We start from the raw sequence: 23063 nt of genomic DNA on the forward strand, positions 1-23063 counted from the left end.
TTTCCAAAACCGAGACGCAGCCTAGCGTCGCCGTCATGCGCATCGCCACCTGGAACGTGAACTCCGTCAACGCCCGCCTGCCCACCGTGCTGGCGTGGCTGGAGCAGGCCACCCCCGACGTCGCCTGTTTCCAGGAGATCAAATGCGTGGACGAGAAGTTCCCGCGCGAGGCCTTCGAGAGCCTGGGTTACAATGTCGAGACCCACGGGCAGAAGAGCTACAACGGCGTCGCCCTGCTGTCGAAATACCCATTGTCCGACATCCGGCGCAGCCTGCCTGGCGACGAGACTGACGAACAGGCGCGCTACATCGAGGCGCTGGTCGAGGCGCCCCGGCCCATTCGCGTGGGCGCCCTCTATCTGCCGAACGGCAATCCGATCGGGACCGTGAAGTTCGATTACAAGCTGGCCTGGTTTGATCGGTTGAATCGCCATGCCCAGGATCTGCTGGCGTTTGAGGAGCCGCTGGCCCTGTGCGGCGACTACAACGTCATCCCCGAGGCCGAGGACGCCAAGAACCCGGCCGCCTGGACCGACGACGCCCTGTTCCAGCCTCAGAGCCGTCAGGCTTTCCGAGCGCTGAAGCACCTGGGCCTGGCCGACGCGCACGAGATCGGCGGCGAACCCGCTGGCGCCTACACTTTCTGGGACTATCAGGCCGGCGCCTGGCAGCGTGACCATGGCATCCGTATCGACTTCGCCCTGTTGTCGCCCCAGGCCGCCGACCGGTTCCGGGGGATCGAGACCCATCGCGACGCCCGGGACATGGAAAAACCCAGCGACCACGTTCCCGTGGTTGTCGATCTCGATCTGGAGGCCTGACGACCATGGCCGACGTCTTGCGGGTGGTTTTGCTGATCGCCCTCGCGGCGGCCCTGCTGACGACCCTGGCTCTGGCGTTGTCGTGGTGGATGGAGCCGCCACGCCGCCTGCACCGCGCCATGCTCAAGACCCTGGGCGCCGCGCCAGAGGTCGAGGCCTTGTCGCCGGGCGAAGGTCGCGCCTGCGCCCTGAACTTCGACGTCGAACAGGTGGTCGTGCTGTGGGCCAACGGCGCCCATGGCCTGGTCTATGCCTTCGATGAGGTCGAGGGGGGCGAAATCATCGTCGACGGCCACGTCGTCGCCCGCATTCGCCGGGGCGAGGCGCGCAAGTCGCTGGACGTCCTGGCCCCCGACGCCGAACAGGTCGTGCTGCGCCTGATGTTCGCCGACGCCCGCCACCCGGAGTTCGAACTGGCCCTGTGGGACGCCGCCCTGCCCGTCCAGACCGGCTCGCCGGGCGAGGCGCTTCGTCTCGGCCGCCGCTGGTTGTCGCATCTGGAGGCCCTGCTGAAGGGCTGAGACGCCGCATGGGCCTTTCAGTCGCCGCGATGCGGCGTTAGAAGCCCGGCTCACTCCTAACCGACACGCCTTTATCAGGGAGGCCGCCTTGGCCCGCCTTTTCGACGCCTATATCGTCGCTGACTGGACCGCCGCCGAAACCAAGAAGCTCGGCGACACCTCGCTGTGGATCGGCGTGGCCAAGCGCGACGTGCGTTTCCGCCTCTATACCGAGACGCACAATGTCGCGACCCGGGCCGAGGGCGAAGCCCTGCTGGCCTCAATCCTGGCGGACCACAGAAAGCGCGGCGACCGGGTGCTGGTCGGCCTGGACTTCAACTTCGGTTATCCCGTCGGCACGGCCGCGCGGCTGAAGTTGGACGGAACCCCGTGGCAAGCCATGTGGAAATTCATCGCCTCGAACGTCGTGGATAAGGCCGACAACACCAACAACCGCTATCAGGTCGCGGCCAAGATGAACCGGCTGATGACCGACGAGGCCTGGCCTCTGTGGGGCGCGCCGGCCAAACAGGCCCAGCGCTGGTTGACCACGACCAAACCGCCCGCAGGCTCCGGCGCCGACATTCCTGAGTTCCGCGCCACCGAAAACGCGGCTCGCAAGGGCCGGCTTCAGCCCAAGAGCGTGTGGCAGATGCACGGCGCCGGCGCCGTGGGCGGCCAGACCCTGGTCGGCATCCCGGCTGTGCGGCGGCTCCTGGAAAGCCTCGGCCCGTCAGGCGCCGTGTGGCCCTTCGGCACCGGCTGGCGCGCGCTGACGCCCGATGACGTGGAACCCTTGTCGGCACTGGTTGTCGAGGTCTGGCCTTCGATGCACGAGACCAAGCTTCAACCCGGTGAATTCAAGGACCAGGCCCAGGTCCGCTCAACGGCCGAAACCCTCGCCCGCATGGACGAGGTCGGCGACCTCGCCAAGGCCTTCGCCCCGCCCGAGGACGCCACGCCGGAACTGATCGCCCAGGTCGAACAGGAAGAAGGCTGGATCCTGGGCGTCTAAAAAGTTCAGTCAGCCGATCAGGGCCCGCGCCGCCGCCCGGGCTTCATCGGTGATCTCGGCCCCGGACAGCATGCGCGCTATCTCCTCCTGACGGCGCTGATCGTCCAGGGCGACGACGGTGGTGGTGGTCAGGCCGTCGCGGTCGGCCTTCATCACCTTCCAATGGGCATGGCCGCGCGCGGCGACCTGGGGGCTGTGGGTCACGACCAGGACCTGGGCGCCGTTCGACAGGCGTTTCAAGCGTGAACCGACGGCCTCGGCGACCGCGCCGCCGACGCCCTGATCGACCTCGTCGAAGATCATCACGGGCTGACGCATGTCCTCGCGGCTGGCGAGGGCCGCCTTCATCGCCAGGGCGAAACGCGCCAGTTCGCCGCCCGAGGCGATGGCGTCCAGCGGGCCGAAGTCGGTTCCGGCGTTGGTCGCGATCTGGAAGCGCACCGTCTCGACACCGTCCGGCCCGCGCCGGCCCTCGATCGGCTCCAGCGCGACGCGGAACCGCGCGCGCTCCAGCTTCAGCGGGCCCAGCTCCGCCATGACGGCGGCGGTCAGACGCTCGGCGGCGGCTTCCCGCGCCGAAGTCAGGAAGGTGGCCGCCAGATCATAAGCTTCCGCCGCCTCCGCCGCCTCGCGCCCGGCATTGGTCAGCGCCTCCTCGCCATCCTCGATCAGCCGCAGCTGCTCGCGCAGGCGAATACGCAGGGTCGGCAGGGCGTCGACGGTGGTGTGCAGCTTGCGGGCGGCGGCGCGCAGGGCGAACAATCGCTCCTCGGCCTTGTCCAGACGGCCGGGCTCATAGTCGAAGGCGTCGGCGGCGGCGTCCACGGCGGCGAGGGCTTCCGCCGCCTCGACCATGGTGCGGTCGATCGCCTCCACGGCGGCCGACAGTTTGACAATGACCGGATGATCGCCCTCGGCGCCCGCTTGCCCTGCCCTCTGGCGCGCATGTTCGACGGCCCTTAACGCCGCGCCCAGCTTCTGGCTCAGCTTGTCGCCGCCTAGTTGGGTGCGCGCGTCGCCCAGATCCGCGATGGCCTTCTCGGCGGCGCCCAGCAGGGCGCGTTCGCCTGCCAGTTCCGTCTCTTCGTCGGCGCGAGGATCCAGCGCATCCAGTTCGGAGAGGTTCAGGCTGATCTCTTCACGCCGCGCATCGGCGTCCGCCGCCTGCGCCTTCAGCTCGGCCAGCTTCGCCTCGGCGGCCTTCAGCTTGGCGGAGGCCGACGCGACCGCCGACAACTGAGGCTGCAGTCCGCCATAGGCGTCCAACGACGCGCGGTGCGTTCGCCAATCCAGCAGGCCCACCGTCTCATGCTGTCCATGCACCTCGACCAAGGCCGCGCCGATCTCGCGCACGGCCGTCACACCGGCCGGCTGATCATTGACATAGGCCCGGCTGCGACCGTCGGCGCCCAGCACCCGTCGCAGGATCAAATCCTCCCCCGGCTGCACATCGAATCCCTTGTCGGCGATCAGGGCCAGCAGATCGGGATCGTCAGGGGCGGAGAAGACAGCTGTGGCAACCGCCTGTTTGGCGCCATTGCGCACCAGGCCTGCATCGCCGCGCCTGCCGAGCGCCAGGCCGAGCGCGTCCAGAATGATCGACTTGCCGGCTCCGGTTTCGCCGGTCAGCACGGTCAGGCCATTCTCGACCTCGAGATCGAGCACGTCCACCAGGACGACGTCACGAATGGAAAGGGCGGTCAGCATCGCGTCAGGCGCCGGCGGAACGAATCATGACCGACAGAATCCCGATCCCCGCCAGATTGCACAAGCCGTCGCGTGATCAGCCCGGAATGATCCGCTGCAGCCAGCTCTCGCGCTTGCCCTCGGGCGCCTTGTCCGGCGTCTGACCATTTTCGGTCAGCAGCGCATAGGCCTCGGCGTACCAGGGGCTGCCCGGATAGTTGTAGCCCAGCACTGCGCCGTTGCGCGTCGCCTCTTCCTTCAGACCCAGCTGGAGGTTGACCTCGACCAGACGATACAGGGCTTCGGGCGTGTGCGAGGTGCGCTGGAAGTCCGGGTTGGCGATCACGGCCTTGTAGCGGTTCAGCGCCGCCAGTGGCTGGTTGGCGCGCTGATAGTAGCGGCCGATGTTCATTTCCTTGCCGGCCAGCTGGTCGTTGACCATGTCGATCTTGACGGCGGCGTCCGATGCATAGGGCGTGCCCGGATAGCGGCGCGAGACATCCTTCAGACCGGCCAGGGCGGCGGTGGCGTAACCCTGGTCACGACCGACGTCGGTGATCTGCTCGAAGTTGCAGACGGCCTTCATGTAGAAGGCGTAGGACGCCGACGGATTCCCCGGGAACAGCTGGATGAACCGGTCCGCCGCCGCGATGGCGTCGGCATAGGCGTTGTTCTGATAGTAGGCGTAGATCTGCATCAGGATCGAACGACGCGCCCAATCGGAATACGGATGCTGGCGTTCGACTTCCTGGAAATAATCGACGGCGTCGGACCAGCGGCGCTGCTGCAGCCGATCATAGCCGGTGTTGTAGAGCGCCTCGACCGGGCGTTCCTCATAGGCCAGCTTGGGACGCTTGGTGCCCGAGCAGCCTGAAATCGTCACTGCGGCGAGCGCCGCGGCCATCAGCACCATGCCGGAACGGAACTTAGAAGCGGACAAGGACGACCCCATGACGTGTGAAGGACGGCCCTGAAGCCGTACCCCGGAAACCAACGCGGCGACCTCTAGCACCCGCAACCGAGCCGCGCCATGCCGAGGAAAACTCAGCATACGACTTGCCCTGCCCGGCTCCACTGGTAAAGAGCGCGCCAACCGACCGCCGTTCATGGGGGGCGGATGACGGCGAAAGGATGACCGGCCGATGAAGCTGCTCTCAGGCAACTCCAACCGCGCACTGTCCCAGGCGATCGCCGACCACCTGGATGCGCCCCTGACCAAGGCCCAGGTCAAGCGGTTCGCCGACAACGAGGTCTTCGCCATCATCGAGGAAAACGTCCGCGGCGAGGACGTTTTCATCCTGCAGTCGACCTCCTATCCGGCCAACGACAACCTGATGGAGCTGCTGATCATCACTGACGCCCTGGTGCGGGCCTCGGCGAAACGGATCACGGCCGTCATCCCCTATTTCGGCTATGCGCGGCAGGACCGTAAGACCGGCGGCCGCACGCCGATCTCTGCCAAACTGGTGGCCAATCTGATCACCCGCGCCGGCGCCGACCGCGTCCTGACGATGGATCTGCACGCTGGTCAGATCCAGGGCTTCTTCGACATTCCGACCGACAATCTGGTCGCGACCCCCGTTTTGGCTCAGGACATCAAGGAAAACTACGCCCGCGGTGACGACCTGATGATCGTCTCGCCCGACGTCGGCGGCGTGGTGCGCGCGCGTTCGCTGGCCAGCCGCCTGGATGCCGATCTCGCCATCGTCGACAAGCGCCGGCCCAAGGCGGGCGAGAGCGAGGTCATGAACATCATCGGCGACGTGCAGGGCCGCCGCTGCATCCTGTTCGACGACATCGTCGATTCGGGCGGCACCCTGGTCAACGCCGCCAAGGCTCTGATCGACCAGGGCGCGACGGAGGTTTCGGCCTACATCAGCCACGGCGTCCTGTCCGGCCCCGCCGTCCAGCGCATCACCGACGGCCCGCTGAAGGAGCTGGTGATCACCAACTCCATCGAGCAACCCCACGAAGTTTTGAACTGCCCGAAAATCCGAGCGGTTTCCGTGGCTCCGCTGGTCGGAGAGGCTATCCGACGGATCGCGAACGAAGAATCGGTATCGAAACTGTTCGATTAACCTTCGGATAACCATAAGGCCCGCCTTATAAGCGCCAACAGTATTGGCGCTTTTTGCGCGCGTATTCGCCTGAGGAAGTCTCCATGAAAACGGCCCTACTGAGCCGCGGTCTGTCGGCCGCCGCCCTCGCCGCCGCTGTCCTGCTCGCCAGTTGCGAGAGCGGACCCTCAAAGGCCGAGCTGGAAGCCCAGCGTCTGGCGGCGGAACTTGCCGCCCGCAAGCCGCCCCCCGTGTCCCTAAACCAAGGCGTGGCGGACGCCGCCTCAATCTACGTCGCCTTCCTGCGTGAAGCCCAGACGATCCAGCCGGGCGGCTTCCCCGATGCGGAATCGATCCAGGCCGCCCTGCGCAAGGGTTCGGCCTATGACGCCGACCAGTTGTCGCGCGGGCTGATCGCATACGGCGCCATCATCGCCCTGCAGTCGCCCGAGTTCGTCGCCGGCGTACAGCAGTATGCGATCGATCCGGCGCAACGTCAGCGCATGGTCGCCCAGATCGTCGCCGATCCGGCCTACGCCGCCACCCTGCCCGGCGCCGATGCGGCCGCTGGCCTGATCTCGGCGACCGTCGGCAAGGACGCCATCGCCATGCGCGCCATCGCCGAGGCGATCGAGCAGGACGCCTACACCATCCAGGGCCGCAGCGATCCCCGCCGCCGCTGGGCCATCACGCCCATCCCGAACCGCGAAGTGCGACTGGAAAGTGCAAAGACCCTGTCGGCCGTGAAGATGCTGCCGTCGCCAGAGGAATCGAGCCGCCTGTTCGCCGCCGCCAACAGCGGCACGGGTCTGGGACTGGAGCCTTCGCGCAAGGGCCCGCCCTACACCCCCGCCGTCGTCCGCTCTCTGGCCATCGCGGCTCTGGGCGCGCTCGGCGCCGGCGGCGACGAGGCCCGGGTCAATACCGAGGCCCTGACGCACGAGCCGAACAGCGAGTTCTGCATGGATATGTCCAAGCTGATGCTGTTCCAGTGCCTGGCCGCCTCGCGCCCCAGCTACGAGGACATTTTCTGCCTGGGCCGTCACATCACCCGCGACCTGGCGACCTGCACCACCGAGGCGACGCAGATCACCACCATCGTCGTCGGCGATCCTCAGGAAACCGGCGCCGCGCCAGCGCGCACGCCCATCTCGGTCACCGTCCCGCAAGCGACGCCTGTTCCGACCCCGGCGGTTGCGACCACCCAATCGCTGAACACCGGCCCGACGACGCGCTAAGCGACACTTCGAACAGAGCAAGGCCCGCTCCGAGCGATCGGAGCGGGCCTTTTTCTTGGGCCATCGGCCTATTCGTAACCGTGCGCCGCTTCGTTGATGACTTGTGACGGCATGGACGAGAAGTCCACGGCGACGGGCGTCGCGGTCTTGGATTGATAGGTCCTCAGCACGTGCGTCAGACGACGACGCACCTCACGTTCGGCCTCCGTGCCGGAGTCGAGCGCCAGGGGCGCCAGGCAGAAGTCGATGATGGCTTCGGTTCGGGTCAGCGGTTCCATTTGCGGGTTCCTTTCCGGGTTAAGCCGCGTGGGTGAACTGGGCGGTCTCGGTCGAGTCCTTCAGCGCCGTCGTCGAGGACGTGCCGTTGGAGATGACCGTAGCGACCTGGTCGAAATAGCCGGTGCCGACTTCGCGCTGGTGACGCGTGGCGGTGTAGCCGATGGCCTCGTTGGCGAACTCGCGCTGTTGCAGCTCGGAATAGGCCGCCATGCCGCGATCGCGATAACCGTCCGCCAGCTCGAACATCGAGTTGTTCAGGCTGTGGAAACCGGCCAGGGTCACGAACTGGAACTTGTAGCCCATGGCGCCCAGCTCGCGCTGGAACTTGGCGATGGTGGCGTCGTCGAGCTTGGCCTTCCAGTTGAAGGACGGCGAGCAGTTGTAGGCCATCAGCTTGCCAGGATGCTTCTTCTGCACGGCTTCCGCGAACTTCTTGGCGTCGTCTAGATCCGGATGCGATGTCTCCCACCACAGCAGGTCGGCGATATTGGCGTAGGACAGGCCGCGCGCGATGCAGTGATCCAGACCCGTGCCCTCCTTCAGGCGGAAGAAGCCTTCAGGCGTGCGGTTGTCGCGATCGATAAAGGGCTGGTCCCGCTCGTCGATGTCCGAGGTGATCAGTTGCGCGCTTTCGGCGTCCGTGCGCGCGACCGTGATGGTCGGCGTGCCCATGACGTCGGCGGCCAGACGCGCGGCGACCAGATTGCGCTCATGCGCCTGGGTCGGGATCAGAACCTTGCCACCCAGGTGGCCACACTTCTTCTCGGACGCCAGCTGATCCTCGAAGTGGACGCCGGCCGCACCCGCCTCGATGAAGGCCTTCATGATCTCGAAGCTGTTCAGCGGCCCGCCGAAACCGGCTTCCGCGTCGGCGACGATGGGAACGAACCAGTCGCGCTTGGCGCCGCCCTCGGCATGCTCGATCTGATCGGCGCGTTGCAGGGTGCGGTTGATGCGGCGGCACAGTTCCGGCGCGGCGTTGGCCGGGTACAGCGACTGGTCGGGGTACATGGCGCCGGCCGTATTGGCGTCGGCCGCGACCTGCCAGCCCGACAGATAGATGGCCTTCAGACCCGCGCGGACCATCTGCATGGCCTGGTTTCCGGTGACGGCGCCCAGCGCATTGATGAAGGGCTCGTCGTGCAGCAACTGCCACAGGCGGTTGGCCCCGCGCTCGGCCAACGTATGGGTGATCGGCACCGAGCCGCGCAGGCGCAGGACGTCTTCAGGGGTATAGGGGCGCTCGATGCCGTCGAAACGGCCGGCGGGCGAAGGCAACAGATCGGCGAAAGTGGTCATGGTCGAAATCGGTCTCTGAAGGGCGCGGCCGCAGCCGCCGTCTCGGAGACAAGAACACGCACCGGTCAAAACTGATACAGACCGAACCCCATCCACAAAGTCATCTTGTCATAATATGACTTTGCTTAGTCAGTCACGTTGTGACATGATACTGCGATGAACACCGCCGCTGACCGCAAGCTGTTTCTGGGCGCCCGGCTCAAGCGGCTCCGGCGCGATCTCGGCCTGACCCAGACCGCCATGGCTGCCGACCTGGACGTTTCGCCCAGCTATCTCAATCACATAGAACGCAATCAGCGCCCGGTCTCAGCTCAGCTGCTGCTGCGATTGGCGGACACCTATGACGTCGATCTGCGCGCGCTGAACCAGGGTGGGGCGGCGGACGAGGCGCGTCTCACGGAGATCCTGACCGATCCTCTATTCAAGGGTCTGTCCGCGCCCCGGCACGAACTGGTGCAACTGTTGGAAGAGGCGCCCGGTGTCGCCGACGCCCTGCTGCGCCTCTATCAGGCTTTCGACGACGGCCGCACGCGCGCCCGCGCCGCCGCCGAGACGGGCGAAAGCCCGATCGAGACCAGTCCCGCCGAATGGGTGCGCGAATACATCCAGTCGCGCGGCAACCATTTTCCCGAACTGGACCAGATGGGCGAGGCCCTGTCCGACGCCCTGTCCGCCGAGGCGCCCGCCCACGCCGACGGCTTCGAACCCGCCGCGCGCCATCGGCTGGCGGCCAGGCATGATCTGGGGGTCCGCACACTACCGGCCGAGGTCATGGTGGAATGGACCCGCCGCTACGACCTGCACCGCCGCCGGCTGTTGCTGTCGGAAACCCTGGGGCCGTCCTCACGCGCCTTCGCCATCGCCTATCAACTGGCCTTGGCCGAGCAAGGGCCGGCGCTCAACGCGCTGGCAGAGGCCGCGAACGCGCCGGACGCGCCCACTCGATCGCTGCTGAAGGTGGCCCTGACCAACACGCTCGCCGCCGCGACCCTGATGCCCTACGCCGCCTTCCAGCGGGCGGCGGAAGAGACGCGCTATGACTTGGCTCGGCTCCAGACCCGGTTCGGCGTCAGCTACGAACAGGCCGCGCACCGCCTGACCACCCTGTCGCGCCCCACCGCGCGCGGCGTGCCCTTCTTCCTGATGCGGGTCGATCAGGCGGGCAACATCTCCAAACGCTATGCGGCCGGCGCCTTTCCCTTCTCGCGTTTCGGCGGCGCCTGCCCGCGCTGGCGGCTGCATTCGGCCTTCCGCACGCCGGGCCGCATCGTCACCCAGATCATCGAGACTCCAGATGGCGGCCGCTGGTTCACCTTCGCCCGCACGGTCGAGCGGCAAGGCCACGACGGCTATGACGAGCGCCACGACCTCGCCGTCGGCCTGGGGTGCGAACTGCGTCACGCGCATCGTCTGGCCTACGCCCACGGCATCGACCTGCAGAACCCCGAGGTCACGCCCATCGGCCCGGCCTGCCGCCTGTGTCACCGTCACCCCTGCGCCGAACGCGCCGCCGCTCCCATCGACCGCCCGCTGGCGGTCGATGACTGGTCCAAGTCCGTCAGCCCCTATCCGTTCGGCGCCGCCTGAGACCTAGCGCCTCTGGTCCGCCGTGCGGTCGCGGATGGCGTTGAACTCGGCCGTCGGCTTCCACGCGGGCCAGCTCTCGCTGTCGGCCACCGTCAGCCCCAGCCGATACAGCAGGTCCAGGTTCTGCAAGGCGGCCGTGAAGTCGTAGTCGGCCCGCCATTCGTCGGTCAGCTTGTGATAATATTTGGCCATCGCGCCCTCGTAATAGGGCTTGCCCGCCTCGATCCCGCCCTCGACGAAATCGCGGCCTGTCCACGGCATCAGGGCCGGCACCCCGCCGGCCGCGAAGTTGAAGTGGTCGGAGCGGTAGTAGAAGCCTTCCTCCGGATAGCCATCGCCCGTCACCACCCGTCCCTGCACGGCCGCGAACCGTCCCAGGATATCCTCCAGCTCGGACTTGCCGACGCCGAACACCGCCACGTCGCGCGTCGCCGGCGTGAAGGGCAGCATGTCGATATTGATGTCCGCCGCCGTCTTGGCCAGCGGATAGACCGGATCGGCGGCATAGGCCTCCGACCCCAGCAGCCCCTGCTCCTCGGCCGTGACGTGCAGGAAGACCACGGTGCGCTTCGGCGCCGGTCCAGCCTTGAACGCCCGCGCCATCTCGATCAGACCGGCCGTCCCCGACGCATTGTCCCAGGCGCCGTTGAAGATGTCGTCGCCCTCGGCGTTGGGCGTCCGGGCCTTGCCGACGTGGTCCCAGTGGGCCGAATAGAAGACATATTCCTCAGGCCACTCGGTGCCGGGAATCTTGGCCAGCAGGTTGTTGGAGTGGATGACTTCGGTCGTCTCGGCGATATCGACGCTGAGCCGTGCGCCCAGATCGATCGCTCCGCCCAAGGCGGTCATCTTCGCCCGCTCGACGGCGGCTTCCAGGGCCGCGCCGCCGATCGCTGTCGCCGTAGCCATGTTGATGGAGCCGCTGAAACGCTGGTCCTGCGCGCCCTTGATCGTCATCTGCGGCCGGGTCGCGCCGCCCACGGCGCGACGCCAGCGGTTGTCCTGGTCCTGAAGCGTGATGACGCCCACGGCTCCCCGCTTCAGCGCCTCCTGGGTCTTGTGCGTGGTCGAGCCGTAGAAGTTGGGATCCTCGCCCATCACCGTCGGCTGGCCCCGCAGAATGACCACGACCTTGCCGGTCAGGTCCGCATTGCCATAGTCGTCCCAGGTCGAGCCCGAAATGCCGTAACCGGCGAAGACCAGAGGCGCACCCTCGACTTTTACAATCGGCTCGGCCGACCCGGCGCGCAGGGTGATGTCCGTCCCCGACACCAGCGGGTGCGCCATGCCGTCCGCCCCGGTCCAGGCCGCCGTCGGCGCCCGCTCGGGCGTGAACCGCACCAGATCGACAGGCTGCAGCCATGATCCGTCGCGCCCGCCCGGCTCCAGTCCCATCGCCTCATACTGCGCCTGCAGATAGGCCAGGGTCAGCCGTTCGCCGATCAGCCCGGGGAACCGTCCCTCCAACTCGTCCGACGCCAGATATTTGATGTGGTCCGACAGGCGCTGGGCGCTGAACTGAGGCGTCGCGGCCGAGGCGACGGCGAAGGCGTCCAGCTTGAGCGCCGGAGATGCGACCGGCGTCGTCGCACAGGCGGCGAGTGCGAGCGCCGCGAGGGCGATCAGAGGTGGACGGCGATGGATCATTGCATTTACTCGACAAGCGGAATGGCAAAAGGGGCGGAGATTCCTCCCCGCCCCATCTCGATTTGTAAAAAGACTAGCGACGTTCGGAAGCCGTCGTCGCACGCACCGGCGCGAACTCCGAACCCGACTTCCACTGCGGCCAGTCGCGACCGTTCGCCAGGGCGCGACCGACATCGTAGAAGACGGTCAGGTCCTCGATCATGCCGCTGTAGTCCCAGTCGGCCGACCACTCATCCGCCGCCTGGTGATAGCGTTTGGCGCCATATTCCGACCGCGCCGCCTCGCGCGCGGCGATCGGTTCGTCGCGGAATTCGCCACGGCTGCCGGCATAGGCCATCGGCACGCCGCGCTTGGCCAGCGGGAAGTGGTCCGAGCGGTAATAGGTGCCGGCCGCATTCTCGTAGTCCGGCACCAACGACCGCCCCTGGGGCTGGACCGCCGCCGCCAGACGCTCGTCGAAGTCCGACTGGCCATATCCGGTGACGCCCAGCCCCGTGACGAGGCCGTATACGTTCATCGAGTCCATGTTGAACCCGCCCACCGTCTTGGCCAGCGGATAGACCGGGTTCACCGCATAGTATTCCGAACCCAGCAGGCCGCTTTCCTCGCCGGTGAAGCTGATCATCACGATGGAGCGTTCGGTGCGAGGCGCGCGACCGAACATGCGCGCCAGCTCCAGCAGACCCGCCGTGCCCGAGGCGTTGTCCACAGCCCCATTGAAGATGCGGTCGCCGGTCGCATCCGGCTCGCCCATGCCGATGTGATCCCAGTGGGCGGTATAGAGGATCGTCTCGTCCGGATGGGTCGTGCCCGGCAGGCGGGCGATGACGTTGTGGCTGGTGACCTGATTGGTGGCCACGTCGAACTCGGTCGAGAAGGATGCGCCGGGCAATGCGACGGGCTGGAAGTCGCGGCTGCGCGCCTGGACCTTCAGCGCCTCGAAATCCAGACCCGCACGGCGGAACAGGTCGACCGCCACGTCACGCTGGATCCAGCCCTCCATCGGCACGCGTTCGGCCGCTGCATTCTGGCGCAGGATGTCGAACTGCGGCACGCCCCAGGAGTTGGCGACCGTCTGCCAGCCGTAAGACGCCGGCGCCGTCTCGTGCACGATCAGCACGCCCGCCGCGCCTTGTTGGGCCGCCTCTTCGTACTTGTAGGTCCAGCGGCCGTAGTAGGTCATGGCCTTGCCGCCGAAGGTGTTCAGCGCCGGCTCCTCGAAGTCGGCGTCATTGACCAGCACGACCAGGATCTTGCCGCGCAGGTCCTGGCCCTTGAAGTCGTTCCATTGCCGCTCGGGCGCATTGATGCCGTAACCGACGAAGACCAGCGGCGCGTCCTTCAGACTGACGTGTTCGGCCGGGCGGCGGGTCGAGATGGCGACCTCGCGCCCTTGCGTCATCGGCAGGCTCCAGTCGCCCAGCTTCAGCGAGGCCCGCACATTGGACTGGGTGAAGCGGTTCAGGATCACGTCCTGCGTCCACTGGCCGTTCGGCCCGCCCGGCTCGAACCCGGCGGCGGCGTAGCCTTCGCTCAGATAGCGGATGACCTTTTCCTCGGCCGGTGTGGCGATGCCCCTGCCCTCGAAACTGTCGTCCGATAGCGTCTTGATGTCCTGCGAGATGCGCGCCGCATCGAACGTCGGGACGGTATGAACCGCAGCGGGATTGGACGCCGTGGCGCAGGCGGACAAGGCGGCGCTCGCCAACAACACGGCGGCGAAAGAAGAGACAAGACGCATGAACTGAAGGCCCCACAGCCGGAAACGATACGCGACCCTAGGGGGCGAACTTCTCCCTGTCGATGCTGCGTCCCGGACCTTTCGTCGCAAACGAAAAAGCCCGCCGAGGCGAACCTCGGCGGGCCTACGATTTCGATCCGGCGGCGATGCCCTTAGTGGGCGACGCCCTTCCAGATGCGGCGGTAGGCGACATAGGTGATGCCGGCGAACAGCAGCAGATAGATCATCACGCCCAGACCGGCCTGCTTGCGCTCGACCATCTTCGGCTCGGACGTCCAGGCGATGAAGGCCGCGACGTCCTTGGCGTATTGATCGACCGTCTGGGGCGAGCCGTCGTCATAGGTCACTTGACCGTTCTGAAGCGGCGGCGGCATGGCGATGAAGCCGCCGGGCGGAACGTGCTTGTGGTCGCCCGTCCAGAACGGCGTCAGGTCGCCGGCCATATAGGGGTTGTAGTGCTGGCCGTCGCGGATCTGCAGGCCGGCCGGCGCGGCCTTGTAGCCCGACAGCAGCGAATAGATGTAGTTGGCGCCGTCGTGACGGGCCTTGGCCATGACCGATAGGTCGGGCGGCGCGGCGCCGCCATTGCCCGCCGCCGCCGCCGTGGCGTTGGGATAGGGGGCGCGGAACTTGTCGGCGGGCGTGGCGTCACGCTGGATTGCCTCGCCGGTCTCGCTGTCGATGTCGCCGACCTGGTTTTCCTTGGCCAGAGCCTTCACGACGGGGTTGTCGTTCGGGTTCGGGTACTTCGGATTCCAGAACGGCCCATGACGGTCGCCCAGGTTCCGATAGTGCATCAGGTTCATGCTGTGACAGGCGGCGCAGACCTCGTGATAGACCTTGTAGCCGCGTTGCAGCTGGCCCTGGTCATAGGTGCCGAACGGCCCTTCGAAACTGAATCCGCCCGAGCGCGGATGGGCCGCAGCGCCCGCCGCCATGGCGGGAGCGGCCGCGCTCAACAGACCCAGCGCAATCGCGGCCGAGGTGATGATCGTCTTGAACGACACGGTCTTCATTCCAATCGTCATGATTTTCAGACCTTTTGCTCGACGGCGCCGGCGCCGGTCAGGACCGGCTCGGAGATCGTCGCCGGGATCGGCAGCGGCTGCTCCTTCAACCCGACCAGCGGCATGATGATCAGGAAGAAGACGAAGTAGTAGAGGGTGAAGACCCGCGTCAGCCACAGGTAGGAGTTCAGATCGCCGTCGATCAGGGTGAAGGTCTTGAACGACCCGATCACCGGCGCGTCAGGCAGCTGACCACCGCACCAGCCCAGGCCAACGCCCACCACCAGGAAGATGATGAAGAAGGTCCGCATCGTCGGCCGATAGCGCATCGAGCGCACCTTGGACGTATCCAGCCAGGGCAGGACGAACAGCACGCCGATGGCGCTGAACATCGCCACTACGCCGCCGAACTTGTCCGGGATGGCGCGCAGGATCGCGTAGAAGGGCAGCATGTACCACTCGGGCACGATGTGGGCCGGCGTCTGCAGCGGGTTGGCCGGGATGTAATTGTCGGCGTGGCCCAGAGCGTTCGGCTGATAGAAGACGAAGATGGCGAACAGGATCAGGAACAGGATGATCGCAAAGCCGTCCTTGACCGTGAAATACGGGTGGAAGGGCAGCGTATCCTTCTTCTCCCGATCCTTCGGGATCAGGATGCCGACCGGGTTGTTCTGACCGGCCGAGTGCAGCGCCCAAAGGTGCAGCACGACGCAGCCCAGGATGGCGAACGGCAGCAGATAGTGCAGCGAGAAGAAGCGGTTCAGCGTCGCATTGTCGATCGCCGGGCCGCCGCGCAGCCAGATCAGGATCGGCTCGCCCAGCACCGGGATGGCTCCGATCAGGTTGGTGATGACCTCAGCGCCCCAGAACGACATCTGGCCCCAAGGCAGGACGTAGCCCAGGAAAGCGGTGGCGATCATCAGGAAGAAGATCACGCAGCCGATGATCCAGATCATCTCGCGCGGCGCCTTGTACGAGCCGTAGTAGAGGCCGCGCAGCATGTGCAGATAGACGGCGATGAAGAACATCGACGCGCCGTTGGCGTGGACATAACGGATCAGCCAACCGCCGTTGACGTCGCGCATGATGCGCTCGACCGAGGCGAAGGCCAGATCGACGTTCGGCGTATAGTGCATAGCCAGGACGATGCCGGTGACGATCTGCGTCATCAGGCACAGGGCCAGGATGCCGCCGAAGGTCCACCAGTAGTTCAGGTTCCGCGGCGTCGGCAGGGACATGTAGTCCGCGCCGAAACGGATGATCGGCAGCCGGGTGTCCAGCCACTTCTCGACGCCCGTCTTCGGGACGTAGGTGCTCTCGTGATCGCTCATGATTCCCCCTTGGTCCTCAGCCGATCTTGACGCGGGTGTCGGACAGATAATCGTATTCCGGCACCACCAGGTTCAGGGGCGCCGGCCCCTTACGAATGCGGCCGGAGGCGTCGTAGTGCGAGCCGTGGCAGGGGCAGAACCAGCCGCCGTAATCGCCCGCGCCGAAGGTCGGCACGCAACCCAGGTGCGTGCACGAACCGATGACGACCAGATATTTCTCGTGACCCGGCTTGGTGCGCTCGGCGTCGGTCTGGGGCTGTTTCAGGTCCGGGGCGTGATCGTCCGCGATGACCTTCTGCAGCTCGGCCGGGGTGCGATAGCGCACGAACACCGGCTTGCCCTGCCATTTGATGACGACCTGCTGGCCTTCCTGAACCTTGGTCAGGTCGAACTCGATCGACGCCAGCGCCAGCGTATCGGCCGCCGGATTCATCTGGTTGATCAGCGGCCAGGCGATCATGGCGCCCGCGCCGACCGCTGCGGCGCCCGCCGCGATGTAGATAAAGTCCCGACGATTGGGATCACCGCCCTCAGGGCTGTGACCGTCTTCCGTATGCACGACCGATTCGGCCACGTTTCCACCTCTCGAACGCCGCAGAAGACCCCCAAGGGCGTCCCCAGCCACGGCACGAACCAACAAAAGACGCCGGGAATCCCCGACGGCCCGTGACTTGCGCCACGTTGGACGCAAGCTGCTGACGTTTCTTGCGAAACGCTCGCAAACAGACCGCGACAAACCCCCTCGCCGCGCGTATGTCAGGCCTTAGAATGCGTCTCGCCCTTTTTCAACCGGACATTCCTCAGAACGTCGGAGCCTGCATCCGATTGTCGGCTTGTTTCGGCGTCGATCTGCATGTGATCGAGCCGACGGGCTTCCGTTTCGACGACCGCGCCATGAAGCGCGCCGCCCTCGACTACGGCCCGCTGTCGCACATGACCCGCCACGCCGACTGGGACGCCTTCCAGGCGGATCGTCCTGCCGGGCGGCTGGTGCTGCTTACGACCAAGGGCGCCACGCCCCTGCCCGATTTCGTCTTCCAGCCTGACGACACTCTGCTGTTCGGCAAGGAAAGCGCCGGCGCCCCCGACTATGTCCACGCCGCCGCCGACGCGCGTGTCGTCGTACCGCTGCGACCCGACGCCCGCTCGCTGAACCTGTCGGTCACCGCCGGAATCGCCCTTTGGGAAGGCCTGCGCCAGACGGGCGGGGTCGGGTGAACGGCATTTACCTCGTCTGGTAACGCCCTCTACAATCACGAATTGATAAGCAAGCGCCTCTGAGTTCAGTTTCGGGGCGAAGCACGATGGACACAACTCCCGCCGTGGTGGCGATCATTGTCTTCCTGGTGATCGTCGGGGCTTGGGAACTCAGTCGCAAGCGCCCCAAGCGCCGCCACACACATCGTTCCAATCTTGGCACCTTCAGGCCCGAAGCCAAGATCGCTGCTCGACCGCAAGTCGCGACGGCCCAACTCGACACGGTGATGCGTGCCGCCTTTCAGGCGAGACCTCTGATGTCCCGCGCCGAAGCCTCGGTGTTCTATAATGCCGAACGCGCGATAAAGCGCCTCGACATCAAGGCGCGAGTGATGGCGCAGGTTTCGCTTGGCGAGATCCTGCGGTCACCAGACGACGACGCCTTTCGCGCTATTAACAGCAAACGCGTCGATATTCTGGTCATCTCCCGAACTGGCTGGCCCCTCGCCGCCGTCGAATACCAAGGTGAAGCGCACTACCAGGGCACGGCCTACGCGCGTGACGCCGTTAAGAAAGCGGCGCTCCAACGCGCCGGGATCGCCTATCTTGAAGTGACGCCCCAACACAGCGCCGAAGATATTGAGCGCGATCTCGCCCGCGTCCTCAAGGGGCATATGGCGCCCGCTTAAGACTCCAGCCGCGCCATCGACGGGCGTTCGCCGGACTTTGACGCGGCCACGGCCTCGACCGCCCGCATGACCCGCAGCAGGTTCTCGCCGGCGATCTTGCGGATGTCGGCCTCGGTCCAGCCCGCCGCCATCAGGGCTGCCAGGATGCGTGGATAGGCGTCCACCCCGCCCATGCCTTCCGGCAGGCTGCCGATGCCATCGAAGTCGGCGCCCAGGCCGACATGGTCGATGCCCGCCCCTTCACGCACGTGCTGAATATGCGCCACCACGTCGGCCAGGGTCGCCTGAGGCGTCGGATTGGCGGCGGTCCAGGCGGTCAGCCCGGCCTCGACCGCGCCGGGATCGCCGGGGTTTAGCGTCTTCAGCCGCGCCTCCTCGCCCGCCTTGGCCCCGTTCCAGGCCCGCACCGCCTCGGACACGAAACCGGGCGCCAGGTTGATCATCACGATGCCGCCGTCCTGCGGCATCATCCGCAGCACCCGATCCGGCACGTTGCGCGGATGATCCGTGACCGCCCGCGCCGACGAGTGGGAGAAGATCACCGGCGCATCGGACACGCGCATGGCGTCTAGCATCGTCTCCTCGGAGACGTGGCTCAGGTCGACCATCATGCCCAGCCGGTTCATCTCCTTGACCACCGCTTCGCCAAACGGGCTGAGGCCGCCCCATTTCGGCGCGTCCGTCGCGCTGTCGGCCCAGGTCATGGTCTTGGAATGGGTCAGGGTCATGTAGCGCGCGCCGGCCCGATAGAATTCACGCAGCAGGGCCAGGGAATCGTCGATCGAATAGCCGCCCTCCATCCCGATCAGGCTGGCGATCCGCCCCGACTTGAACACCGCATCCACCTCGTCCGCCGTGGTCGCCAAGCCGAAGGTGTCGGGATGGGCGGCGATGATGCGTTTGGCCGTATCGATCTGCTCAAAGGTTTCTTCGACCGCCTCCAGCGGCGTCAGGCTGGCGGGCACATAGACGGACCAGAACTGCCCTCCGACGCCCCCGGCCCGCAGGCGCGCGATATCGGTATGCAGTTTGGTCGACGCCGCCAGATTCTTCGTCATATCAACGGCGTAAACGTCATTTCCATATTGCTGTCGCAGCGCCCACGGCAGGTCGTTGTGCCCGTCGATCAGCGGCGTGGTCTTCAGAATCTCCATCACACGCGCCTCATCGGCGTCCTGAGCGTGGGCCACCCCTTCCAGCGCGAGCGAGGCGACGGCGACGGAGACGAGACGACGGATCATGGGCGGGCTTCCTGAAAACGGCAGACGGCCATTAGCGCCCGCGATTCTGCTTATGACAACCTCGCCGGATGACGCCGCGGCCGCGACGTGGTTCAAGCGCGCCATGAGCGACGCCGTCTTCTCCGATCCGCTCGACCTTAAGAAGGTCGAGACCCGCGCCTGGTTCGAACATCTGCGCGACCGCATCCATGCCGCCTTCGAGGCGCTGGAGGATGCCGCCCCCGCCGACCTGTTCCCCGGCGAGCCCGGTCGCTTCGTCCGCACCGCATGGGAACGGCCCGAGGGCGGCGGCGGCGTCATGGGAATGATGCACGGCCGCCTGTTCGAAAAGGTCGGCGTCCACGTCTCTACCGTGCATGGCGCCTTTCCCCCCGACTACGCCAAGAACGTGCCCGGCGCCGACGTCGATCCGCGCTTCTTCGCGACGGGGATCAGCCTGATCTGCCACCCCGTCAGCCCGCGCATTCCGGCCGTTCATATGAACACACGCTTCATCGCCACGACCAAGAGCTGGTTCGGCGGCGGCGGCGACCTGACGCCCGTGCTGATGGCGGATCGTCGTCAGGATCACCCCGACACCGTCGCCTTCCACGCCGCCATGCAGGCCGCCTGCGACGCCCACGACCCGACTTGGCACGCCAAATACAAGGCCTGGTGCGACGAGTATTTCTACCTGCCCCACCGCAAGGAGCCGCGCGGCACTGGCGGCGTCTTCTACGACCATCACGACAGCGGCGACTATGATCGCGACTTCGCCTTCACCCGCGACATCGGCCTGGCCTTCCTGGACGTCTATCCCCGCATCGTCGCCGGCCGCATGGCCGAGCCCTGGACGGCCGAAGAACGTGATGAACAGCTGATCCGCCGGGGCCGCTATGTCGAGTTCAACCTGCTCTACGACCGCGGCACCATGTTCGGGCTGAAGACGGGCGGGAACGTCGATTCGATCCTGTCGTCCATGCCGCCGGTGGTGAAGTGGCCCTAGCCCATCGCCTCGACAAACACGTCGCCGGCCCGGCTGCGATAGCGTTCGCGGTGTCGTAACAGGCGGAACGGCCGCTCCGGCAGGGTGAAGGGCGCCGTCACCAGCCGTCCGGCGGCCACCGACGCATAGGCCACGCTTTCCGACAGGGCCGTGGCTCCCGCCCCCGCCTCGGCCGCCGCCAGCACGGCCTCGTTCGACGGCAGGGTCATCGACACCGACAGGGTCGCGGGATCGACCCCCATGTCCCGCACCGCCGCCTCCAGCGTCGATCGCGTGCCAGAGCCTACTTCGCGCAAAACCCAGGGCTGGCCCGCCAGATCCTTGGCCTCCAGCCGACGTCGCGTCGCCCACGGATGGTCCGGCGTCACCAGCACGGCCAGCCGATCCGACCCCACCTGAACCTGCGACAGAGCCGGTTCGTCCACCGCCCCCTCGACCAGGCCGATCTCGGCGGCGCCGCTCAGCACCGCCTGCGCCGCCTCGCGCGTGTTTCCGATCTCGACGGCCAGTTCGACGCCAGGATAGGCCGTGTGGAAATCCACCAGCCGGCGCGGCAACCAGTAGCTGGCGATGGTCTGGCTCGCGAACACCGCCAGCCGCCCACGCCGCAGGGCGCTCATGTCCGCCAGCGCCGCCTCGGCCGCCGCAGACCGCGCCAGCACCGCCTTGGCCTCGGGCAGGAAGGCGCGGCCGGTCTCGTTCAGCACCACGCCACGCCCGACCCGGTCGAACAGCCGCACGTCATGCTCGGCTTCCAGAGCTGCCAGAGCGTTCGACACCGCCGACTGCGTCAGGTTCAGCGCCCTTGCCGCCGCCGTTACGTGGTCACGCTCGGCGACGGCGACGAAGATACGCAGGCGTTCCAAGGTCACGATTGATCTCCAAATCGGATTGGAACGACCATAACTATCCGTTGGACCGCCGTCGAGGGCAGGCGCATCACGCTCGATGATGAAGTCCGCCGCCCTGCCCGCCCCGCTTCACGCGCCCACTTTGGCGTCGATGACGGCGTTCGGGCGCACGATCCGGCCGGGCGTCATGCTGTGCCTGCTGGTGACTCTGGCCGCCATCGGTCTGACCAGCATCGAGCGCGACGTGATCGGCCATGTCTGGCTGGAGCCGCTGGTGCTGGCCATCCTGCTGGGCGCCGCCGTTCGCACCGCCTGGACGCCCGATACGCGGTTCAAGGCCGGGATCGACTTCTCGGCCAAGACTCTGCTGGAGGTTGCGGTGGTGCTGCTCGGAGCCTCGGTCAGCGCCGCCACCCTGTCGTCGCTGGGCGTCGGCTTCGTCCTGGGCATCTTCGCCCTGGTCGCGCTCGCCATCGTCGTCGGGTTCGGCGTCGGCCGCGCCTTGGGCCTGAACCCACGCATGGCCCTGCTGGTCGCCTGCGGCAACGCCATCTGCGGCAACTCCGCCATAGCCGCCGTCGCCCCCGTCATCGACGCCGACGGGAAAGAGGTCGCCGCCTCCATCGCCTTCACCGCCGTGCTTGGCGTGATCGTGGTCTTGGCCCTGCCCCTGCTGGGCGGCCTGATCCATCTGAACGGCCTGCAATACGGCGCCCTGGCCGGTCTGACCGTCTATGCCGTGCCGCAGGTTCTGGCCGCCGCCGCGCCCTTCGGCGCCCTCGCCACTCAAACCGGCACGGTGGTCAAGCTGGTGCGGGTGCTGATGCTCGGTCCTGTCATCCTCGCCCTGTCGCTGATCTTCCGCGAGCGCGCGCCCAACGCCGCAAAGCCCGGCCTGTCGCGCCTGCTCCCTTGGTTCATCATCGGCTTCCTGGTCATGATCGGCCTGCGCTCGTTTGACCTGATCCCGCAGGCCGCGCTGGCGGCCATGGCCGCCGCCTCGGGCCTGCTGACCGTGGTCGCCATGGCCGCCTTGGGCCTTCAGACTGACATTCGCGCCGTCGCCCAGGCCGGCGGCCGCGTCGTTGTCGCCGTCATCCTGTCGCTGGGCGCCTTGGTGGTGCTGGCGCTGGCGCTGATCCGGCTGCTGGGGCTCTAGATCCCGCTGCCGTTATCCTCGACCGGCGGCGGGGTCAGCAGCAGGAAGGCGCGGATCCAGGCGGTCAGCACGGCCCGGTCGTTGGGCCGCTTCAGACTGTCGATCGCCTGATCCGCCACATCATGCGGGATGCGCGCCCCGCGGCGTCCCTCGATCAGCGCCGCCGCATAGTCCGGCTGAAACTCCGGGTGGCACTGGAACGAGATCGCATCGTCGCCCCAGGCCAGGCCGGCGTAGGGCGTGAAGCCGCTGGACGCGATCACCCGCGCATCATCCGAAACCGCGACCACCTGATCCTGATGCGACACGGGAATGGCGATCGTCCGCGCACGCGGATGCATCCACGGCGCATCCTCGCGCACGTCATAGCGGTGCAGGCCCACGCCCCAACCCTTGTGCGACTTCTCCACCACTCCGCCGAACGCATGGGCCAGCGCTTGATGCCCGAAACAGATGCCGACCAGCCGCGTCCGCCCCCGCGCCGCCCGCAGCCAGTCGATCAGCTGCGGGATCCACGGCAGATCGTCATAGACCCCCGCCGCCGACCCCGTGACGATCGCCCCTTGGAAAACCGACGGATCCTCAGGCAGTTGCCCCGACTGCACGTCGAACCGCGTCGTCGGCACGCCCTCGCCCAGCAGGGCCCGGAACCGCGCCGGATAGTCATCGAAATCGTCCTTCAGATGCTCCGGCGGGTGTCCGGTTTCCAGAATGGCGATGCGCGTCATGCGAT

Annotated in this window: 22 protein-coding genes; 10 read left to right on the plus strand and 12 right to left on the minus strand. The window is 66.7% G+C overall.

Annotated elements, in window-relative coordinates; genetic code table 11:
- Positions 1-35 precede the first annotated feature (35 nt).
- The 3 genes from xth (at position 36) to PFY01_RS12630 (ending at position 2336) form a co-directional block, all read left to right on the plus strand.
- Positions 36-821, plus strand: coding sequence for an exodeoxyribonuclease III (xth, locus tag PFY01_RS12620; protein WP_271041538.1), 786 nt, complete (start codon positions 36-38; stop codon positions 819-821).
- Between the two features lie 5 nt (positions 822-826).
- Entirely contained in the window at positions 827-1342 is a 516-nt protein-coding gene (locus PFY01_RS12625) for a hypothetical protein (protein ID WP_055753176.1), read from the plus strand.
- Between the two features lie 88 nt (positions 1343-1430).
- A complete protein-coding gene (locus PFY01_RS12630; protein ID WP_271041539.1) occupies positions 1431-2336 on the plus strand; it encodes a cobalamin biosynthesis protein CbiG in 906 nt (301 codons plus the stop codon).
- Between the two features lie 9 nt (positions 2337-2345).
- Here PFY01_RS12630 and recN read toward each other — a convergent pair whose 3' ends face one another.
- The gene (gene recN, locus PFY01_RS12635) at positions 2346-4043 is read right to left on the minus strand and encodes a DNA repair protein RecN (protein ID WP_271041540.1); all 1698 of its coding nucleotides are present in this window, start codon (positions 4041-4043) and stop codon (positions 2346-2348) included.
- A gap of 76 nt (positions 4044-4119) precedes the next feature.
- Positions 4120-4974 carry an outer membrane protein assembly factor BamD gene (locus PFY01_RS12640; protein WP_039245588.1) on the minus strand — a complete coding sequence of 285 codons (855 nt, stop codon included), beginning with the start codon at positions 4972-4974 and terminating at the stop codon, positions 4120-4122.
- 190 nt (positions 4975-5164) lie between these two features.
- On the opposite strand from PFY01_RS12640, the gene PFY01_RS12645 reads away from it, so the two are divergent.
- Positions 5165-6100, plus strand: coding sequence for a ribose-phosphate pyrophosphokinase (locus tag PFY01_RS12645; protein WP_039245590.1), 936 nt, complete (start codon positions 5165-5167; stop codon positions 6098-6100).
- Positions 6101-6183: 83 nt separating this feature from the next.
- The gene (locus tag PFY01_RS12650) at positions 6184-7317 is read left to right on the plus strand and encodes a hypothetical protein (RefSeq protein WP_271041541.1); all 1134 of its coding nucleotides are present in this window, start codon (positions 6184-6186) and stop codon (positions 7315-7317) included.
- A 68-nt stretch (positions 7318-7385) separates the two neighbouring features.
- Here PFY01_RS12650 and PFY01_RS12655 read toward each other — a convergent pair whose 3' ends face one another.
- On the minus strand, positions 7386-7595 hold the full coding sequence (locus PFY01_RS12655; RefSeq protein ID WP_066626249.1) for a hypothetical protein: 210 nt from the start codon (positions 7593-7595) through the stop codon (positions 7386-7388).
- 19 nt (positions 7596-7614) lie between these two features.
- Positions 7615-8895 carry an isocitrate lyase gene (gene aceA / locus PFY01_RS12660; RefSeq protein ID WP_271041542.1) on the minus strand — a complete coding sequence of 427 codons (1281 nt, stop codon included), beginning with the start codon at positions 8893-8895 and terminating at the stop codon, positions 7615-7617.
- A gap of 156 nt (positions 8896-9051) precedes the next feature.
- On the opposite strand from aceA, the gene PFY01_RS12665 reads away from it, so the two are divergent.
- The gene (locus PFY01_RS12665; protein ID WP_271041543.1) at positions 9052-10482 is read left to right on the plus strand and encodes a helix-turn-helix domain-containing protein; all 1431 of its coding nucleotides are present in this window, start codon (positions 9052-9054) and stop codon (positions 10480-10482) included.
- 3 nt (positions 10483-10485) lie between these two features.
- Here PFY01_RS12665 and PFY01_RS12670 read toward each other — a convergent pair whose 3' ends face one another.
- The 5 genes from PFY01_RS12670 to petA all read right to left on the minus strand — a co-directional run bounded on the left by PFY01_RS12670 (position 10486) and on the right by petA (position 16782).
- Positions 10486-12129 (minus strand): M28 family peptidase, encoded by a 1644-nt coding sequence (locus PFY01_RS12670; RefSeq protein WP_271041544.1) that lies wholly within the window; start codon positions 12127-12129, stop codon positions 10486-10488.
- Positions 12130-12202: 73 nt separating this feature from the next.
- On the minus strand, positions 12203-13870 hold the full coding sequence (locus PFY01_RS12675; RefSeq protein WP_271041545.1) for a M28 family metallopeptidase: 1668 nt from the start codon (positions 13868-13870) through the stop codon (positions 12203-12205).
- Positions 13871-14022: 152 nt separating this feature from the next.
- Complete coding sequence (locus tag PFY01_RS12680) at positions 14023-14886, minus strand: cytochrome c1 (RefSeq protein WP_271041546.1); 864 nt, start codon at positions 14884-14886, stop codon at positions 14023-14025.
- Between the two features lie 17 nt (positions 14887-14903).
- Positions 14904-16208, minus strand: a complete 1305-nt coding sequence (locus tag PFY01_RS12685; RefSeq protein ID WP_271041547.1) for a cytochrome b — start codon at positions 16206-16208, stop codon at positions 14904-14906.
- Positions 16209-16224: 16 nt separating this feature from the next.
- Positions 16225-16782 carry a ubiquinol-cytochrome c reductase iron-sulfur subunit gene (gene petA, locus PFY01_RS12690; protein WP_045810115.1) on the minus strand — a complete coding sequence of 186 codons (558 nt, stop codon included), beginning with the start codon at positions 16780-16782 and terminating at the stop codon, positions 16225-16227.
- Positions 16783-16976: 194 nt separating this feature from the next.
- Here petA and PFY01_RS12695 point away from each other — a divergent pair, with 194 nt between their 5' ends.
- Together PFY01_RS12695 and PFY01_RS12700 are read left to right on the plus strand one after the other, a co-directional pair.
- Positions 16977-17426, plus strand: coding sequence for a tRNA (cytidine(34)-2'-O)-methyltransferase (locus tag PFY01_RS12695; protein WP_242076906.1), 450 nt, complete (start codon positions 16977-16979; stop codon positions 17424-17426).
- An 86-nt stretch (positions 17427-17512) separates the two neighbouring features.
- Positions 17513-18094 (plus strand): DUF2726 domain-containing protein, encoded by a 582-nt coding sequence (locus PFY01_RS12700; RefSeq protein ID WP_271041548.1) that lies wholly within the window; start codon positions 17513-17515, stop codon positions 18092-18094.
- Here PFY01_RS12700 and PFY01_RS12705 read toward each other — a convergent pair.
- Positions 18091-19335 carry a dipeptidase gene (locus tag PFY01_RS12705; RefSeq protein ID WP_271041549.1) on the minus strand — a complete coding sequence of 415 codons (1245 nt, stop codon included), beginning with the start codon at positions 19333-19335 and terminating at the stop codon, positions 18091-18093. The genes PFY01_RS12700 and PFY01_RS12705 overlap by 4 nt on opposite strands.
- A 103-nt stretch (positions 19336-19438) precedes the next feature.
- Here PFY01_RS12705 and hemF point away from each other — a divergent pair, with 103 nt between their 5' ends.
- Positions 19439-20320, plus strand: a complete 882-nt coding sequence (gene hemF, locus PFY01_RS12710) for an oxygen-dependent coproporphyrinogen oxidase (protein WP_271041550.1) — start codon at positions 19439-19441, stop codon at positions 20318-20320.
- Here hemF and PFY01_RS12715 read toward each other — a convergent pair.
- Entirely contained in the window at positions 20317-21192 is an 876-nt protein-coding gene (locus PFY01_RS12715; RefSeq protein ID WP_271041551.1) for a LysR family transcriptional regulator, read from the minus strand. The two genes, hemF and PFY01_RS12715, sit on opposite strands and share 4 nt — an antisense overlap.
- A 76-nt stretch (positions 21193-21268) precedes the next feature.
- On the opposite strand from PFY01_RS12715, the gene PFY01_RS12720 reads away from it, so the two are divergent.
- Entirely contained in the window at positions 21269-22330 is a 1062-nt protein-coding gene (locus tag PFY01_RS12720) for a YeiH family protein (RefSeq protein WP_271041552.1), read from the plus strand.
- On the opposite strand, the gene PFY01_RS12725 is transcribed toward PFY01_RS12720, so the two are convergent.
- The gene (locus PFY01_RS12725) at positions 22327-23058 is read right to left on the minus strand and encodes a glutamine amidotransferase-related protein (RefSeq protein WP_271041553.1); all 732 of its coding nucleotides are present in this window, start codon (positions 23056-23058) and stop codon (positions 22327-22329) included. The genes PFY01_RS12720 and PFY01_RS12725 overlap by 4 nt on opposite strands.
- Between the last annotated feature and the right edge of the window lie 5 nt (positions 23059-23063).

This window comes from Brevundimonas vesicularis, from assembly GCF_027886425.1.
Classification (GTDB): domain Bacteria; phylum Pseudomonadota; class Alphaproteobacteria; order Caulobacterales; family Caulobacteraceae; genus Brevundimonas; species Brevundimonas vesicularis_C.

Bases quoted from the DNA above. Each gene is read 5' to 3' on its own strand.
- xth (WP_271041538.1), top strand. From the start codon at position 36: ATGCGCATCGCCACCTGGAACGTGAACTCCGTCAACGCCCGCCTGCCC.
- PFY01_RS12625 (WP_055753176.1), top strand. From the start codon at position 827: ATGGCCGACGTCTTGCGGGTGGTTTTGCTGATCGCCCTCGCGGCGGCC.
- recN (WP_271041540.1), bottom strand. From the start codon at position 4,043: ATGCTGACCGCCCTTTCCATTCGTGACGTCGTCCTGGTGGACGTGCTC.
- PFY01_RS12640 (WP_039245588.1), bottom strand. From the start codon at position 4,974: ATGGGGTCGTCCTTGTCCGCTTCTAAGTTCCGTTCCGGCATGGTGCTG.
- PFY01_RS12645 (WP_039245590.1), top strand. From the start codon at position 5,165: ATGAAGCTGCTCTCAGGCAACTCCAACCGCGCACTGTCCCAGGCGATC.
- PFY01_RS12650 (WP_271041541.1), top strand. From the start codon at position 6,184: ATGAAAACGGCCCTACTGAGCCGCGGTCTGTCGGCCGCCGCCCTCGCC.
- PFY01_RS12655 (WP_066626249.1), bottom strand. From the start codon at position 7,595: ATGGAACCGCTGACCCGAACCGAAGCCATCATCGACTTCTGCCTGGCG.
- aceA (WP_271041542.1), bottom strand. From the start codon at position 8,895: ATGACCACTTTCGCCGATCTGTTGCCTTCGCCCGCCGGCCGTTTCGAC.
- PFY01_RS12665 (WP_271041543.1), top strand. From the start codon at position 9,052: ATGAACACCGCCGCTGACCGCAAGCTGTTTCTGGGCGCCCGGCTCAAG.
- PFY01_RS12670 (WP_271041544.1), bottom strand. From the start codon at position 12,129: ATGATCCATCGCCGTCCACCTCTGATCGCCCTCGCGGCGCTCGCACTC.
- PFY01_RS12675 (WP_271041545.1), bottom strand. From the start codon at position 13,870: ATGCGTCTTGTCTCTTCTTTCGCCGCCGTGTTGTTGGCGAGCGCCGCC.
- PFY01_RS12680 (WP_271041546.1), bottom strand. From the start codon at position 14,886: ATGAAGACCGTGTCGTTCAAGACGATCATCACCTCGGCCGCGATTGCG.
- PFY01_RS12685 (WP_271041547.1), bottom strand. From the start codon at position 16,208: ATGAGCGATCACGAGAGCACCTACGTCCCGAAGACGGGCGTCGAGAAG.
- PFY01_RS12695 (WP_242076906.1), top strand. From the start codon at position 16,977: ATGCGTCTCGCCCTTTTTCAACCGGACATTCCTCAGAACGTCGGAGCC.
- PFY01_RS12700 (WP_271041548.1), top strand. From the start codon at position 17,513: ATGGACACAACTCCCGCCGTGGTGGCGATCATTGTCTTCCTGGTGATC.
- PFY01_RS12705 (WP_271041549.1), bottom strand. From the start codon at position 19,335: ATGATCCGTCGTCTCGTCTCCGTCGCCGTCGCCTCGCTCGCGCTGGAA.
- hemF (WP_271041550.1), top strand. From the start codon at position 19,439: ATGAGCGACGCCGTCTTCTCCGATCCGCTCGACCTTAAGAAGGTCGAG.
- PFY01_RS12720 (WP_271041552.1), top strand. From the start codon at position 21,269: ATGATGAAGTCCGCCGCCCTGCCCGCCCCGCTTCACGCGCCCACTTTG.
- PFY01_RS12725 (WP_271041553.1), bottom strand. From the start codon at position 23,058: ATGACGCGCATCGCCATTCTGGAAACCGGACACCCGCCGGAGCATCTG.